Annotated in this window: 8 protein-coding genes and 3 pseudogenes; 6 read left to right on the top strand and 5 right to left on the bottom strand. The window is 68.0% G+C overall.

All coding sequences use genetic code 11. The annotated features are described in order from the left end of the window. On the bottom strand, window positions 1-213 hold a 213-nt coding region (locus H165_RS19225; protein ID WP_155943615.1), incomplete at its 3' end, for a leucine zipper domain-containing protein. A gap of 83 nt (window positions 214-296) precedes the next feature. Here H165_RS19225 and H165_RS18590 point away from each other — a divergent pair. The 3 genes and pseudogenes from H165_RS18590 to H165_RS20255 form a co-directional block, all read left to right on the top strand. After that, window positions 297-1,154: pseudogene (locus H165_RS18590) on the top strand (NfeD family protein); the annotation flags it as partial. A 33-nt stretch (window positions 1,155-1,187) separates the two neighbouring features. Further along, the gene (locus H165_RS0112950) at window positions 1,188-1,943 is read left to right on the top strand and encodes a slipin family protein (protein ID WP_017939359.1); all 756 of its coding nucleotides are present in this window, start codon (window positions 1,188-1,190) and stop codon (window positions 1,941-1,943) included. A 129-nt stretch (window positions 1,944-2,072) separates the two neighbouring features. Next, window positions 2,073-2,225: pseudogene (locus tag H165_RS20255) on the top strand (alanine dehydrogenase); the annotation flags it as partial. Window positions 2,226-2,301: 76 nt separating this feature from the next. Here H165_RS20255 and msrA read toward each other — a convergent pair. Continuing rightward, on the bottom strand, window positions 2,302-2,949 hold the full coding sequence (gene msrA, locus H165_RS0112955) for a peptide-methionine (S)-S-oxide reductase MsrA (RefSeq protein ID WP_017939360.1): 648 nt from the start codon (window positions 2,947-2,949) through the stop codon (window positions 2,302-2,304). Between the two features lie 89 nt (window positions 2,950-3,038). After that, entirely contained in the window at window positions 3,039-5,126 is a 2,088-nt protein-coding gene (locus tag H165_RS0112960) for a putative bifunctional diguanylate cyclase/phosphodiesterase (protein WP_026146610.1), read from the bottom strand. Window positions 5,127-5,200: 74 nt separating this feature from the next. On the opposite strand from H165_RS0112960, the gene H165_RS0112965 reads away from it, so the two are divergent. Beyond that, complete coding sequence (locus H165_RS0112965) at window positions 5,201-5,740, top strand: hypothetical protein (protein ID WP_036987100.1); 540 nt, start codon at window positions 5,201-5,203, stop codon at window positions 5,738-5,740. 364 nt (window positions 5,741-6,104) lie between these two features. After that, window positions 6,105-6,241 (top strand): annotated as a pseudogene (locus tag H165_RS19615) (transposase); the annotation flags it as partial. Window positions 6,242-6,306: 65 nt separating this feature from the next. Here H165_RS19615 and aceF read toward each other — a convergent pair. Together aceF and aceE are read right to left on the bottom strand one after the other, a co-directional pair. Further along, window positions 6,307-7,986, bottom strand: a complete 1,680-nt coding sequence (gene aceF, locus H165_RS0112970; protein ID WP_017939363.1) for a dihydrolipoyllysine-residue acetyltransferase — start codon at window positions 7,984-7,986, stop codon at window positions 6,307-6,309. An 11-nt stretch (window positions 7,987-7,997) separates the two neighbouring features. Further along, window positions 7,998-10,643, bottom strand: a complete 2,646-nt coding sequence (gene aceE, locus H165_RS0112975) for a pyruvate dehydrogenase (acetyl-transferring), homodimeric type (RefSeq protein ID WP_017939364.1) — start codon at window positions 10,641-10,643, stop codon at window positions 7,998-8,000. 303 nt (window positions 10,644-10,946) lie between these two features. Between aceE and glnE the strand changes: the two genes are divergently transcribed. Beyond that, window positions 10,947-13,868: a bifunctional [glutamate--ammonia ligase]-adenylyl-L-tyrosine phosphorylase/[glutamate--ammonia-ligase] adenylyltransferase gene (gene glnE, locus H165_RS0112980; RefSeq protein ID WP_017939365.1), complete on the top strand. Its 2,922-nt coding sequence runs from the start codon at window positions 10,947-10,949 to the stop codon at window positions 13,866-13,868. The last annotated feature ends 15 nt before the right edge of the window (window positions 13,869-13,883 follow it).

The following is a 13,883-nucleotide window of genomic DNA, read 5'->3' on the forward strand; positions in this document are numbered from 1 at the left end:
TGAGGTGGCATGCGGGCAGTGCCTTGGCCGAGATGAGCGATCGGCCAGGCCAGCCTCGCCTTCCTGGCGAAAGCGCCGCAGCCACTTGTAGGCGGTCCGCACACTGACGCCGGCGGCCTGGGCAGCATCCTCGACACGTAGCCCCTGTTCGATACGCCGGACAAGAAGGGCTCGACCGCGCGGGGTAAGACGGGCATGTTTATGCAGGTTCATCCGGGGCTCCTGGAAGGCTGTGTTGGTCGCACTTCCAGAATTCCGGGAATGCCCCGGATGAACAACCTACTGAGAGATCACATCTAGCCCAGCTGCGTGGGCGCAACGCCGAGTGGGCCGAGCAGGCGGTGCGCGAGGCGGTCAGCCTGTCCGCCGAGGAGGCGCTCCGGCTGAAGGTCATCGACTACCTAGCCGGCGACCTCGACGACCTGCTCCGCCAGCTGGACGGCAAGACCCTCAGGACCGCTGCCGGCGAAGTCCGACTGCACAGCGCCGCTGCCGAACGCCTCGAGCGTCTGCCCGACTGGCGCGCCCGCCTGCTGGCGGTGATCACCAACCCCAGCGTGGCGCTGATCCTGATGATGCTCGGGGTCTATGGCCTGCTCCTGGAGTTCTCCAACCCCGGCACCGGGGTCGGCGGGGTGGTCGGCGGCATCTGCCTGATCCTCGGCCTCTACGCCCTGCAGCTGCTGCCGGTGAACTACGCCGGGATGGCGCTGATCCTCCTCGGCCTGCTGCTGATGGTCGCCGAGGCCTTCATGCCCAGCTTCGGGGTGCTCGGCCTCGGCGGGGTGGCGGCCTTCGTGTTCGGCGCGCTGATCCTCGTGGATACCGAGGTGCCCGGCTTCGGCATCCCGCTGCCCCTGGTGCTCGGTCTCGGCCTGGCTAGCGCGCTGTTGATCTTCGCCATCGTCGGTCTGGCCCTGAAGGCCCGCCAGCGCAGCCCGCTGAGCGGCGACGCCGGGCTGGTCGGCAGCCTGGCGGCGGTGCTCGCGGTGCGCGAAGACGACCCCCGCGGTGGCTGGGTGCAGCTGCAGGGCGAGCGTTGGCAGGTGACCAGCCGCCAGCCCCTGCGCCCCGGGCAGCGGGTCCGGGTGCTGGCCCGCGACGGCCTGCGCCTGGAAGTGGAGGTGGCGGACGACCAGACGCCGCCGTCCTGAGCGATTTCTGACTAGCCCTGAAGGAGGTTGACCATGGATTTCATTCTGTCGTTCGCGCCGCTGCTGGTGCTCCTGGTGGTGCTGCTCGCCTCGGCCCTGCGCGTGCTGCGCGAATACGAGCGCGGTGTGGTGTTCCTGCTCGGCCGCTTCTGGAAGGTCAAGGGCCCCGGGCTGGTGATCATCATCCCGCTGATCCAGCAGATGGTGCGCGTCGACCTGCGCACCGTGGTGCTCGATGTACCGCCGCAGGACGTGATCTCCCGGGACAACGTCTCGGTGAAGGTCAACGCGGTCATCTACTTCCGCGTGCTGGATCCGCAGAAGGCGATCATCCAGGTCGAGGACTTCCTCTCCGCCACCAGCCAGCTGGCCCAGACCACCCTGCGCGCGGTGCTCGGCAAGCACGAGCTGGACGAGATGCTCGCCGAGCGCGAGCGGCTCAACGCCGACATCCAGCAGGTGCTGGACGCGCAGACCGACGCCTGGGGGGTGAAGGTCGCCAACGTGGAGATCAAGCACGTCGACCTCAACGAGTCCATGGTTCGCGCCATCGCCCGTCAGGCCGAGGCGGAGCGCGAGCGGCGCGCCAAGGTGATCCACGCCGAGGGCGAACTGCAGGCCTCCGAGAAGCTCAGCCAGGCCGCCGCGGTGCTGGCCCGCCAGCCCGGTGCCCTGCAGCTGCGCTACCTGCAGACCCTGGCGAGCATTTCCGGCGACCGCAGCTCGACCGTCGTCTTCCCCCTGCCGGTGGACCTGCTACAGGGCATCCTGAGGCCCCGGGAGAGCTGAGGACCGCCCATTCGGTCATGGGAGATCAACCATGCCCATCGGCGTTCCCAAGGAGCTCGAGGTCCACGAGTACCGGGCCGGTCTGACCCCGCAATCGGTCAGCGAGCTGACCAGCCGCGCGAGGTGCGGGTGCAGAGCCGGGCCGGCGCCGCCATCGGCTTCAGCGACGACGACTACCGGGCCGCCGGGGCGCAGATCGCCGCGGATGCCGGGACGGTGTTCGCCGCCGCTAGGCTGCTGATCAGGGTCAAGGAGCCGCTGGCCGAGGAACGTGCCCGCCTGCGCTCCGGGCAGGCCCCGTTCACCTACCTGCACCTGGCCGCGGATCGCGCTCAGACCGCGAGCTGCTGGTGCAGCTCTAGGCCGGCAGGCAGACGCCGGTGCCGCCCAACCCGCAGTAGCCGCCGGGGTTCTTCGCCAGGTACTGCTGGTGGTAGTCCTCGGCGTAGTAGAAGGGGGGCGCCGCGGCGATCTCGGTGGTGATCGGCCCGTAGCCGTGCCGTCGCAGCTCGGCCTGGAAGCGCGCGCGGCTGGCCTCGGCGGCGGCCAGCTGGGCGGTGTCCGTGCAGTAGATGGCCGAACGGTACTGGGTGCCGATGTCGTTGCCCTGGCGCATGCCCTGGGTCGGGTCGTGGGCCTCCCAGAACACCTTGAGCAGCTGCTCATAGCCGATCTGCCGCGGGTCGAAGACCACCAGCACCACCTCGGCGTGCCCGGTCAGCCCGGAGCAGACCTCCTCGTAGGTGGGGTTGGGGGTCAGGCCGCCGGCGTAGCCCGCCGCGGTGGTCCACACCCCCGGCTGCTGCCAGAAGCGCCGCTCGGCGCCCCAGAAGCAGCCCAGGCCGAACAGCGCCTGCTGCAGGCCCTCTGGGAAGGGGCCCTGCAGCGGGTTGCCGGTGACGTAGTGGCGCTCCGGCACCGGCAGCGGCGTGCTGCGGCCGGGCAGGGCCTGGCTGGCATCGGGCAGGGCTTGCTTGTCGATGAGGATTCGCGATCGTAGGACCATGGCTGTCTCCCGGGGCGTCGGCGGGCCCCAGCGGGCGGATTCGAAGGAAGGCCCCAGCGTAGTGCGCGCGGGCGCTGCTGTCACCCGCCTCAGGCGCGGCGCGAGTAGCGGGGCAGGCGGTCGAGCAGGTCGAGGCTGGGGATCGGCCGGTCGAACAGGTAGCCCTGGCCGATGTCGCAGCGGTGGCGGCGCAGGAAGGCCAGCTGCTCGGTCGTCTCGATGCCCTCGGCGACCACCCGGAGCTTGAGGTTGTGGGCCATGGCGATCACCGCCGAGGTGATCTCCATGTCGTCCTGGCTGGCCGGGATGTCCTTGATGAAGCTGCGATCGATCTTGATCACGTCGATCGGAAACTTCTTCAGGTAGCTGAGTGACGAGTAGCCGGTGCCGAAGTCGTCCATCGCCAGGGTCAGGCCGAGGCCCTTGAGACGGTCGAGCTGGTGGCGGGTGTCCTCGGTGGCGTCGAGCAGCAGGCTTTCGGTCAGCTCCAGCTCCAGCTGGTGCGCCGGCAGGCGTTCTTCGTGGAGGATGCTGGCGATCGAGCCGATCAGGTCCGGGTCGGAGAACTGCTTGGGCGACAGGTTGATCGCCACCTGCAGCTCGCCGAGGCCAAGCTCGCCCAGCTTGCGGAGCATGCGGCAGGCCTGGCGCACCACCCACTTGCCGATCGGGATGATCAGCCCGGTCTCCTCGGCAACGCCGATGAACTGCTCGGGGCTGATCAGGCCGCGCTCAGGGTGGCTCCAGCGCAGCAGGGCCTCGAGGCCGATCAACTGGCCGGTGCGCAGGCACAGCTTGGGCTGGTAGCAGACCTCCAGCTCGTTCTGGGTCAGGGCGCGGCGCAGGTTGTTCTCGATGAACAGCTTGTAGTGCGCCTCGGCGTTGAGCTCCTCGGTGAACACCTGAGCCTGGTGCTTGCCGTTGGCCTTGGCCTTGTGCAGGGCCAGGCCGGCGTGCTTCATCAGGGTCTGCGGGTCCTGGCCGTGCTGCGGTGCGCAGGCCAGGCCCACCGAGCCGGTGATGCTGATCAGCTGGTTGTCGACGAACAGTGGCTTGTCGAGCATGCGCAGGATCTGCGCGGCGAACGCCTGGCCGGCGATCAGGTCGGTGTCGTCGAGCAGCACGGCGAACTCGTTGCTGGCGAAGCGCGCCAGGCTGCCGTTGGTGCCCAGGCTGTTGCGCAGGCGCTTGGCCAGGCTGACCAGCAGCTTGTCTCCGGTCTGGTGGCCGAGGCTGTCGTTGATCCGCTTGAAGTTGTCGATGTCCACCAGAAGCAGACTGAACGGCCTGTTGGCACCGTTGGCGAAGCGTTGCTCGAGCTGGTGGATGAACGCCGGGCGGTTGCCCAGGCGGGTCAGATTGTCGGTGTAGGCCAGCCGTTCCATGCGCTGCTGGGCCAGCTTATGCTCGGTGATGTCCTCGTAGATACCGATGTAGTGGGTCAGCTCGCCGTCATCGTTGTAGACCTTGGAGATCGATAGCTGGCCCCAGTAGGGCTCGAGGTTCTTGCGCCGGCTGCGGAACTCGCCCCGCCAGCTGTTGTGCTCGGCCAGCCGCGAGTTGGCATCGAAGAGGATGTCGCTGAGGTTCTCCAGGGCCGGCAGCTCGGCCAGGCGCTTGCCGCGCACTTCCTCGGCGCTGTACAGGGTGATCGCCGTGAAGCTGGGGTTGACGTACTCCACCAGACCCTCGCGGTCCACCAGCATGAAGGCGCTGGAGCTCTGCTCCACGGCGCGCTGGAACAGGTACTGGTCGCGGTCCGGCGCGGTGGCCGGGCGGGGCGCCGGCTCACAGACCACCAGGTAGCCGCGCAGCAGCTGGCGGCCGTTCATCCGGAACGGTTCGCCCAGCTCGAGCAGCTGGCGGCAGCCGCCCGGGGTGTGCAGGTGGTACTGGACGCGGTAGCAGGACTTGGCGAGCAGCTGGCGCTGGATGTCCTCGTGCAGCCGGTAGCGGGCTTCCGGCTCCATCAGGCTGGCGTAGGGGGCGTCGGTCAGGCTGCACAGGTCGCTGGCGCTCAAGCCCAGCTCGCGCTCGCAGTCGGCGTCGAGGAACAGTAGTGCCCAGCTCGCTTCGTTGAGGCGTTCGAAGCGCAGCATGCCCAGCCGCGAGGGGACTGGTACCTGTGTCACAACCTCGGCCATCACGCGGCTGACAGCATCGGTTTGGCTTTTCATCGGGCAATGAGCATCCACTATGCTGACCGAATGCGGGTTAATGCCCGCCCTGTCGAGTTCGGTAAGGGTGCATCATGCCATTTGGACATACAAGAAAGTTAAGCGTTCTGCTGGCCATTCTCGTTTCCCTGTGCCTGCCACCCGCGTTGGCGGAAGAGTCGGCGGAGCATCGGGCGGAACTGAGCGGCGGCGCGCAGGAGAACTACCTGGCGGAACTCAAGCGTCGCTACGGGACCCAGGACGAGCGCCGCGCGCTGCTCGCACACGTCAACCGCCTGCTGGACACCTACGCGATGCGTGCCGGCTACCAGGTGGGCCAGGCGCAGCGCCAGGATCTGCTCTACCGGATCAGCGTCAGCGCACCCGGCGAGCTGCTGGTGCGTGAGGAAAGCCGCGCCGAGCGGGGCACCCAGCTGGCGGTGCGCAACCAGCGGGTGCCGGTGTTCGGCGTCGATCCCTTCGTGCGCTACGACTGCCCGGCCAGCGGGCCGAGCTGCGTGCTGCGCAACCCGCTGGACGGCAGTCCGCTGCTCACCATCGTCCGTGACCACGCCGGCGCCGCGGAGCTGGCCAAGGCGTTCAGCTTCCTGATCCGCAACGTACAGAAGAGCTGAGGCGCACACCGGCACTGGCCGTCTTCGGGCCCGTGCCGGACATGAAAAAGGTTCATCGCCCAATCCGTGGGAAGTCGTGGTTGACGGTTCGGAGGTTGGTAGATTGGCAGTCGCCAAACCAACCGATCCCTTTCCTCTTCCCCGTCAGGTACGACGTTGCGTTGGGCGTGGCCATCTGGGAAGGCCTCGTCGTCGCCCGTTGGGGCCGGGAAGTGATCGACTGGGTGCGTGTCGGTCCGGCCAACGCCTTGCGCACCCTCCGTTCAGGAAGGCACGCGACGCTGGAAGCCGTGGTATCGGATGACAGCGGCCTCGCTGCGGCAATCGCCTTTGCCAAGCGATTGCGCAAGTGCCCGCCTCAGCCATCTTTCCCCTCGACACCGGCGTCCTCGGGGCGTCAACGACCGCATCAAGGTCATCAAGCGTATGGCCTACGGGTTCCGGGATTCAGCCTATTTCTTCCTGAAGATCAAGGCCGCCTTCCCCGGAAAGGCGCGATGAACCAAAAAAAACCCGCCAGGCGGCGGGGTCGAGGAACGAGCGTGTGGCATGCTCGATGGATACCCTTACAGCAACAGGGTTCGGATGTCGGCGAGCAGCTCGCTGAGACGCTTGGTGAAGCGCGCGGCGGCAGCGCCGTTGATCACGCGGTGGTCGTAGGACAGCGACAGCGGCAGCATCAGGCGCGGCTGGAAGGCCTTGCCGTCCCACACCGGCTGCATGGCGGCCTTGCTGACGCCGAGGATGGCCACCTCCGGCGCGTTGACGATCGGCGTGAAGCCGGTACCGCCGATGTGGCCGAGGCTGGAGATGGTGAAGCAGGCGCCCTGCATGGCGTCGGCGGAGAGCTTCTTGTTGCGTGCCTTGTCGGCCAGCTCGGCGGCCTCGGCGGCCAGCTGCAGCAGGCTCTTCTGGTCGACGTCGCGAATCACCGGGACCAGCAGGCCGTCCGGGGTGTCCACGGCGAAGCCCAGGTGCACGTACTTCTTGCGGATCAGTGCCTTGCCGGACGGGGCCAGCGAGCTGTTGAAGTCCGGCAGTTCCTTGAGCAGGTGGGCGCAGGCCTTGAGCAGCAGCGGCAGCAGGGTCAGCTTGACGCCGGCCTTTTCGGCCACCGCCTTCTGGGCGACGCGGAAGGCCTCCAGGTCGGTGATGTCGGCCGAGTCGAACTGGGTGACGTGCGGCACGTTCAGCCAGCTGCGGTGCAGGTTGGCGGCGCCGACCTGCATCAGGCGAGTCAGCGGCACCTCTTCCACGGCGCCGAACTTGCTGAAGTCGACTTCCGGGATCGGCGGGATGCCCGTGCCGCCGGCGACGCCGGCCGGAGCCTCCTTGGCCTTCTGCAGGGTGGCCTTGACGTAGGCCTGCACGTCCTCCTTGAGGATGCGCCCGCGTGGACCGGTGCCCGGCACCACGGCGAGGTCGACGCCGAACTCGCGGGCCAGCTGGCGCACCGCCGGACCGGCGTGCACCTTGGCCCCGACGGAGCGCTCGGGGACGCCCGGGCTGCCGGCGGCGGCCGCGGACAGGGCGGCGATGGCCTTGACCTCGGCAGCCACGTCGGGGGCGGCGCCCTCGGGCACGCGGTGCACCGCCGGCGCTTCGGACGGAGCCGCGGCAGGCGCAGCGGCGGCCGGAGCGGGCGCCGGCGCGGCGCCGGCCACCTTCAGGCGGCAGATCAGGTCGCCGGTGCCGACCTCGGCATCCAGCTGCACCAGCACTTCCTCCACCACGCCGGCGGTCGGCGAGGGGATCTCCATGCTGGCCTTGTCGGACTCCAGGGTGATCAGCGACTGCTCGGCCTCGACGCTGTCACCGGCCTTGACCAGCACCTCGATGACCTTGGCCTTGCCGGCTGAGCCGATGTCCGGGACGTGGATGTCCTGCACGCTGGCGCTCGCGGCAGCGGCCGGCGCCGGCGCAGCGGCGGGCGCCTGGTCCGGGGCGGCAGCGGCGGCCGGCGCTTCGGCGGTCGGAGCTGGCTGCGCGGCGGCGCTCGGCGCTTCGGCCTCGCCCTCGACTTCCAGCTCGAGCAGTTCGTCGCCTTCTTTGAGGCGGTCGCCGATCTTGACCTTCAGGCTCTTGATCACACCGGCCTTGGGCGCCGGGATCTCCATGCTCGCCTTGTCGGATTCCAGAGTCAGCAGGCTCTGGTCCACCTCGATGCGGTCGCCGACCTTGACGAACAGTTCAATGACCTCACCCTCACCGCTGCCGATGTCGGGTACGCGAATCAACTCACTCATCGTGCCTCTCCTCAGCAGTCCAGGGGGTTCGGTTTTTCCGGGTCGATGCCGAACTTGGCGATGGCCTCGGCGACGACTTTCGGTTCCACCTCGCCACGGTCGGCCAGGGCCTCGAGGGCGGCGAGGACGATCCAGTGACGGTCCACCTCGAAGAAGTGGCGGAGCTTCTTGCGGCTGTCACTGCGCCCGAAGCCGTCGGTACCCAGCACCTTGTACTCGCGGGACGGCACCCACTGGCGGATCTGTTCGGCGTACAGCTTGATGTAGTCGGTGGAGGCGACCACCGGGCCCTTGCGACCGGCCAGGCACTGCTCGACGTAGCTCTGCTGCGGCTTCTGTTCCGGGTGCAGGCGGTTGTGGCGTTCCACCGCCAGGCCGTCGCGACGCAGCTCGTTGAAGCTGGTGACGCTCCACACGTCGGCGGCGATGTTGTAGTCCTCGCGGAGGATCTTCGCCGCCTCGCGGACTTCCCGGAGGATGGTGCCGGAACCCAGCAGCTGCACGTGGTGGGCAGCCTCGCGTTTGTCCTCCTCGAGCAGGTACATGCCGCGGATGATGCCTTCCTCGGCGCCTTCCGGCAGCGGCGGCTGCTGGTAGTTTTCGTTCATCACGGTGATGTAGTAGAAGACGTTGTTCTGCTCTTCCATCATCTGCCGGATGCCTTCGCGAATGATTACCGCCAGCTCGTAGGCATAGGTGGGGTCGTAACTACGGCAGTTGGGGATCACCGAGGCGAGGATGTGGCTGTGGCCGTCCTCGTGCTGCAGACCCTCGCCGTTGAGGGTGGTGCGCCCGGCGGTACCGCCGATCAGGAAGCCGCGGGCGCGGCTGTCGCCGGCTGCCCAGGCCAGGTCGCCGACACGCTGCAGGCCGAACATCGAGTAGAAGATGTAGAACGGCAGCATCGGCTGGTTGTGCACGCTGTAGCTGGTGCCCGCGGCGATCCAGCTGGACATGGCGCCGGCCTCGTTGATGCCTTCCTCGAGGATCTGGCCCTTCTTGTCCTCGCGGTAGAACATCACCTGGTCCTTGTCCACCGGCTCGTAGAGCTGGCCGACCGAGGAGTAGATGCCGAGCTGGCGGAACATGCCTTCCATGCCGAAGGTGCGCGCCTCGTCGGGGACGATGGGCACGATGCGCGGGCCGAGCTCCTTGTCCTTGACCAACTGGGCGAGGATGCGCACGAAGGCCATGGTGGTGGAGATCTCGCGCTCGCCGGAGCCGTCGAGAATAGTCTTCAGGGTCTCCAGCGGCGGGGTCGGCACCGAGAAGCTGCGGGTGCGGCGCTGCGGCACGAAGCCGCCCAGCGCGGCGCGGCGCTCGGCGATGTACTTGGCCTCGGCGCTGTTCGGCTCGGGGCGCACGAACGGCAGCTTCTCGAGGTCCTCGTCCTTGACCGGGATGTCGAAGCGGTCGCGGAATTTCTTCAGACTCTCGATATCCACCTTCTTGGTGTTGTGCGCGGTGTTCTGCGCCTCTCCGGCGCCGGTGCCGTAACCCTTGATGGTCTTGGCCAGGACCACGGTGGGCTGCCCCTGGTGGTTGACCGCGCGGTGGTAGGCCGCATAGACCTTGTAGGGGTCGTGGCCGCCGCGGTTGAGCTTCCAGATCTCGTCGTCGGAAAGGTCCTTGACCATTTCCTTGAGTTCCGGGGTGTTGAAGAAGTGCTCGCGCACGTAGGCCCCGTCCTTGGCCTTGTAGTTCTGGTATTCGCCGTCGACCACCTCGTCCATGCGACGCTGCAGGGCGCCGTTCTTGTCCTTGGCGAACAGCGGGTCCCAGAAGCGGCCCCAGACCACCTTGATGACGTTCCAGTCGGCGCCGCGGAACACGCCTTCCAGTTCCTGGATGATCTTGCCGTTGCCGCGCACCGGGCCGTCCAGGCGCTGCAGGTTGCAGTTGATGACGAAGATCAGGTTGTCCAGCTTCTCGCGTCCGGCCAGGGAGATGGCGCCCAGGGCTTCCGGCTCGTCGCACTCGCCGTCGCCCAGGAAGCACCAGACCTTCTGTTTGCCGGCGGGGATGAAGCCGCGGCTTTCCAGGTACTTCATGAAGCGCGCCTGGTAGATGGCTTGGATCGGTCCGAGGCCCATGGACACGGTGGGGAACTGCCAGAACTCCGGCATCAGCCAGGGGTGCGGGTAGGAGGACAGGCCCTTGCCGTCGACTTCGCGACGGAAGTTCTTCATCTGCTCCTCGGTGATGCGGCCTTCCAGGAAGGCGCGGGCGTAGATGCCGGGCGAGGCGTGGCCCTGGAAGAAGATCAGGTCGCCGCCGTGTTCTTCGGTGGGAGCCTGGAAGAAGTAGTTGAAGCCGATGTCGTAGAGGGTCGCCGAGGACGCGAAGCTGGAGATGTGACCGCCGAGGTCCGGGTCTTCCAGGTTGGTGCGCATCACCATGGCCAGCGCGTTCCAGCGCACCAGCGAGCGGATGCGGCGCTCCATGAAGAGATCACCGGGCATGCGCGCTTCGTGGGTCACCGGGATGGTGTTGCGATACGGCGTGGTGATCGCGTAGGGGAGCTGGGTACCGCTGCGGGTGGCCAGCTCGCCCATGCGGGTCATCAGGTAGTGCGCACGGTCCTCACCCTCACGATCGAGGACGGATTCCAGCGCGTCCAGCCATTCCTGGGTTTCGACGGGATCGATGTCTTGCATGGCTTGCTCCAGGGCGGAAAGGCTTCCAGAATCGGATGCCAGTGTGTTCGTGGACGGCCTTGTGGGGCGCCCGCGTGAATTCTTGGATTACCGGGGGTGATCCCGGCGGCGTGTAGTTTTACTACATATCGACGCGAATTTCAGCCTCTCGGACATAATCCTTAGTAGTAAAACTACAATTGCTGCGCCGCAGACGGGCTGAAGCCCGGGGCGGAACCCGGCGGAGGCCAGGCGTGATGCGGGTTTCCGGGGCCTGCGGCGATCCGTCGGAACCCACGCCTGCGGCCCGAAAAAGGATAGACCATGAGCTTGCCACCGCTTGTCGACCTGCCTGCCGCGCTGCAACCCCGTGCCGCCCGTGCCGAGACGCTCCTGCAGTCCCATGCGGGCCGCCTCGCAGGCTGGCCTGCGGAACGTCGCGCGGCTCTGGCGCGGGTCGGTGCGCTGAGTGATTTCGTCGCCGAGCAGATTGCCCGCGACCCCGAGGCCTTCCTCGAACTGGCCGACTCTGGGGAACTGGAGCGCGCCCTCGCTCCGGGCGAGCTGCGCGAGCAGGTGGCCGCCGTGCTGGCCGGCTGCGACGAGGAGAACGAGCTGGGCCGGCGCCTGCGCCGCTACCGCAACCGCCAGCAACTGCGCATCATCTGGCGCGACCTGACCCGCCAGGCCGATCTGGAGGAAACCTGCCGCGACCTTTCCGACCTGGCGGACGCCTGCGTCGACCTCGCCTACCAGTGGCTCTACCCGCGGCACTGCGAACAGTTCGGCACGCCGATCGGCCGGCGCAGCGGCCAGCCCCAGCACCTGGTGGTGCTGGGCATGGGCAAGCTGGGCGCCTTCGAACTGAACCTGTCCTCGGACATCGACCTGATCTTCGGCTACCCGGAAGGCGGCGAGACCGAAGGGGTGCGCCGCCCGCTGGACAACCAGGAGTTCTTCACCCGTCTCGGCCAGCGGCTGATCAAGGCGCTCGACGCCATCACCGTGGACGGTTTCGTGTTCCGCGTCGATATGCGCCTGCGTCCCTACGGTTCGTCCGGGCCGCTGGTCTACAGCTTCAACGCCTTGGAGCAGTACTACCAGGACCAGGGACGCGACTGGGAACGCTACGCGATGATCAAGGCGCGGGTGGTCGGCGGCGACCAGGCGGCCGGGCGCCAGTTGCTCGCCATGCTGCGGCCGTTCGTCTACCGCCGCTACCTGGACTTCTCGGCCATCGAGGCGCTGCGCGCCATGAAGCTGCTGATCCAGCAGGAGGTGCGGCGCAAGGGTATGGCCGACAACATCAAGCTCGGCGCCGGCGGCATCCGCGAGGTGGAGTTCATCGCCCAGGCCTTCCAGCTGATCCACGGCGGCCGCGATCTCAGCCTGCAGCAGCGCCCTTTGCTCAAGGTGCTGGCCACCCTCGAGGGTCAGGGCTACCTGCCGCCGGCGGTGGTCGCCGAGCTGCGCGACGGCTACCGCTTCCTGCGTTACGTAGAGCATGCCCTGCAAGCCATCGCCGACCGCCAGACCCAGATGCTCCCCGACGACGCGCAGGACCGCGCGAGAGTCGCCTGCATCATGGGCTTCGCCGACTGGGACGGCTTCCTGGAGCGGCTCAACCACTGGCGCAGTCGGGTCGACTGGCACTTCCGCCAGGTGATCGCCGATCCCGACGAGGAGGAGGGCGCCGGCGAAGGCACCTGTATCGGCGCCGAATGGCTGCCGCTCTGGGAGGAGGCGCTGGACGAGGAGGCCGCCTGCCGGCAACTGGCCGACGCCGGTTTCGCTGAGCCCCTGGTCGCCTGGAGGCGCCTCGCCGATCTGCGCCATGGCCCCCAGGTGCGCGCCATCCAGCGCATCGGCCGGGAGCGCCTGGACGCCTTCATGCCGCGTCTGCTGGCCCAGGCGGTGGAGCAGGACGACCCGGACCTGGTGCTCGAACGGGTGCTGCCGCTGGTCGAGGCAGTGGCCCGTCGCTCGGCCTATCTGGTGCTGCTCACCGAGAACCCCGGCGCCCTGCAGCGCCTGCTGGTGCTGTGCGCCGCCAGCCCGTGGATCGCCGAGCAGATCGCCCGCTTCCCGCTGCTCCTCGACGAGCTGCTCAACGAGGGTCGGCTGTTCAAGCCGCCGCAGGCGCCGGAGCTGGCCGCCGAGCTGCGCGAGCGGCTGACGCGGATCCCCGAGGACGACCTGGAGCAGCAGATGGAGGCTCTGCGCCACTTCAAGCTGGCCCACAGTCTGCGCGTGGCCGCCTCGGAGATCGCCGGCACCTTGCCGCTGATGAAGGTGTCCGACTACCTGACCTGGCTGGCCGAGGCGATTCTCGACCAGGTGCTGGCCCTGGCCTGGCGGCAGATGGTCAGCCGCTACGGCACCCCGCGGCGCAGCGACGGCAGCCTCTGCGATCCGGACTTCATCATCGTCGGCTACGGCAAGGTGGGGGGCATCGAGCTGGGCCACGGCTCGGACCTCGACCTGGTGTTCATCCACGACGGCGACCCGCAGGCGGAAACCGACGGCGCCAAGCCGATCGACGGTGCGCAGTTCTTCACCCGCCTCGGCCAGCGCATCATCCACCTGCTGACCACCCAGACCACCTCCGGGCAGCTCTACGAGGTAGACATGCGCCTGCGCCCGTCCGGCGCCAGCGGCCTGCTGGTCAGTTCGCTGGGTGCCTTCGAGCGCTATCAGCGCCACGAGGCCTGGACCTGGGAGCACCAGGCGCTGATCCGTGCCCGGGTGCTGGTTGGCAGCCCGCGGGTCGGGGCTGCCTTCGAACAGGTGCGCGCCGCGGTGCTCGGCCAGCCGCGCGATCTGGCCAGGCTGCGCGCCGAGGTCAGCGAGATGCGCGCGAAGATGCGTGACAACCTCGGCACCCGGCTCACCGCGGCCGGCACCGCGGCCAATGCCTTCGACGCGGAGGTGCCGTTCGATCTCAAGCAGGACGCCGGCGGTATCGTCGATATCGAATTTATGGTGCAATACGCGGCCCTGGCCTGGTCGCATCAGTACCCGCAACTGCTGCGCTGGACCGACAACATCCGCATCCTGGACGAGCTGGGCGCCGCCGGGCTGCTGCCGGAAGCGGACGCCCGTCTGCTGCAGGAGGTCTACAAGGCCTATCGCTCGGCGGCCCACCGTCTGGCCCTGCAGAAGCAGCCGGGGGTGGTCTCCGGGGACCAGTTCCATGCCGAGCGCCGCGCCGTGATGCGCCTGTGGCGCGTCCTGGAGCTGAACTGAGCGGCGCTGGAATTT

It is taken from the genome of Pseudomonas thermotolerans DSM 14292, from assembly GCF_000364625.1.
In the GTDB taxonomy this organism is placed as follows: domain Bacteria; phylum Pseudomonadota; class Gammaproteobacteria; order Pseudomonadales; family Pseudomonadaceae; genus Aquipseudomonas; species Aquipseudomonas thermotolerans.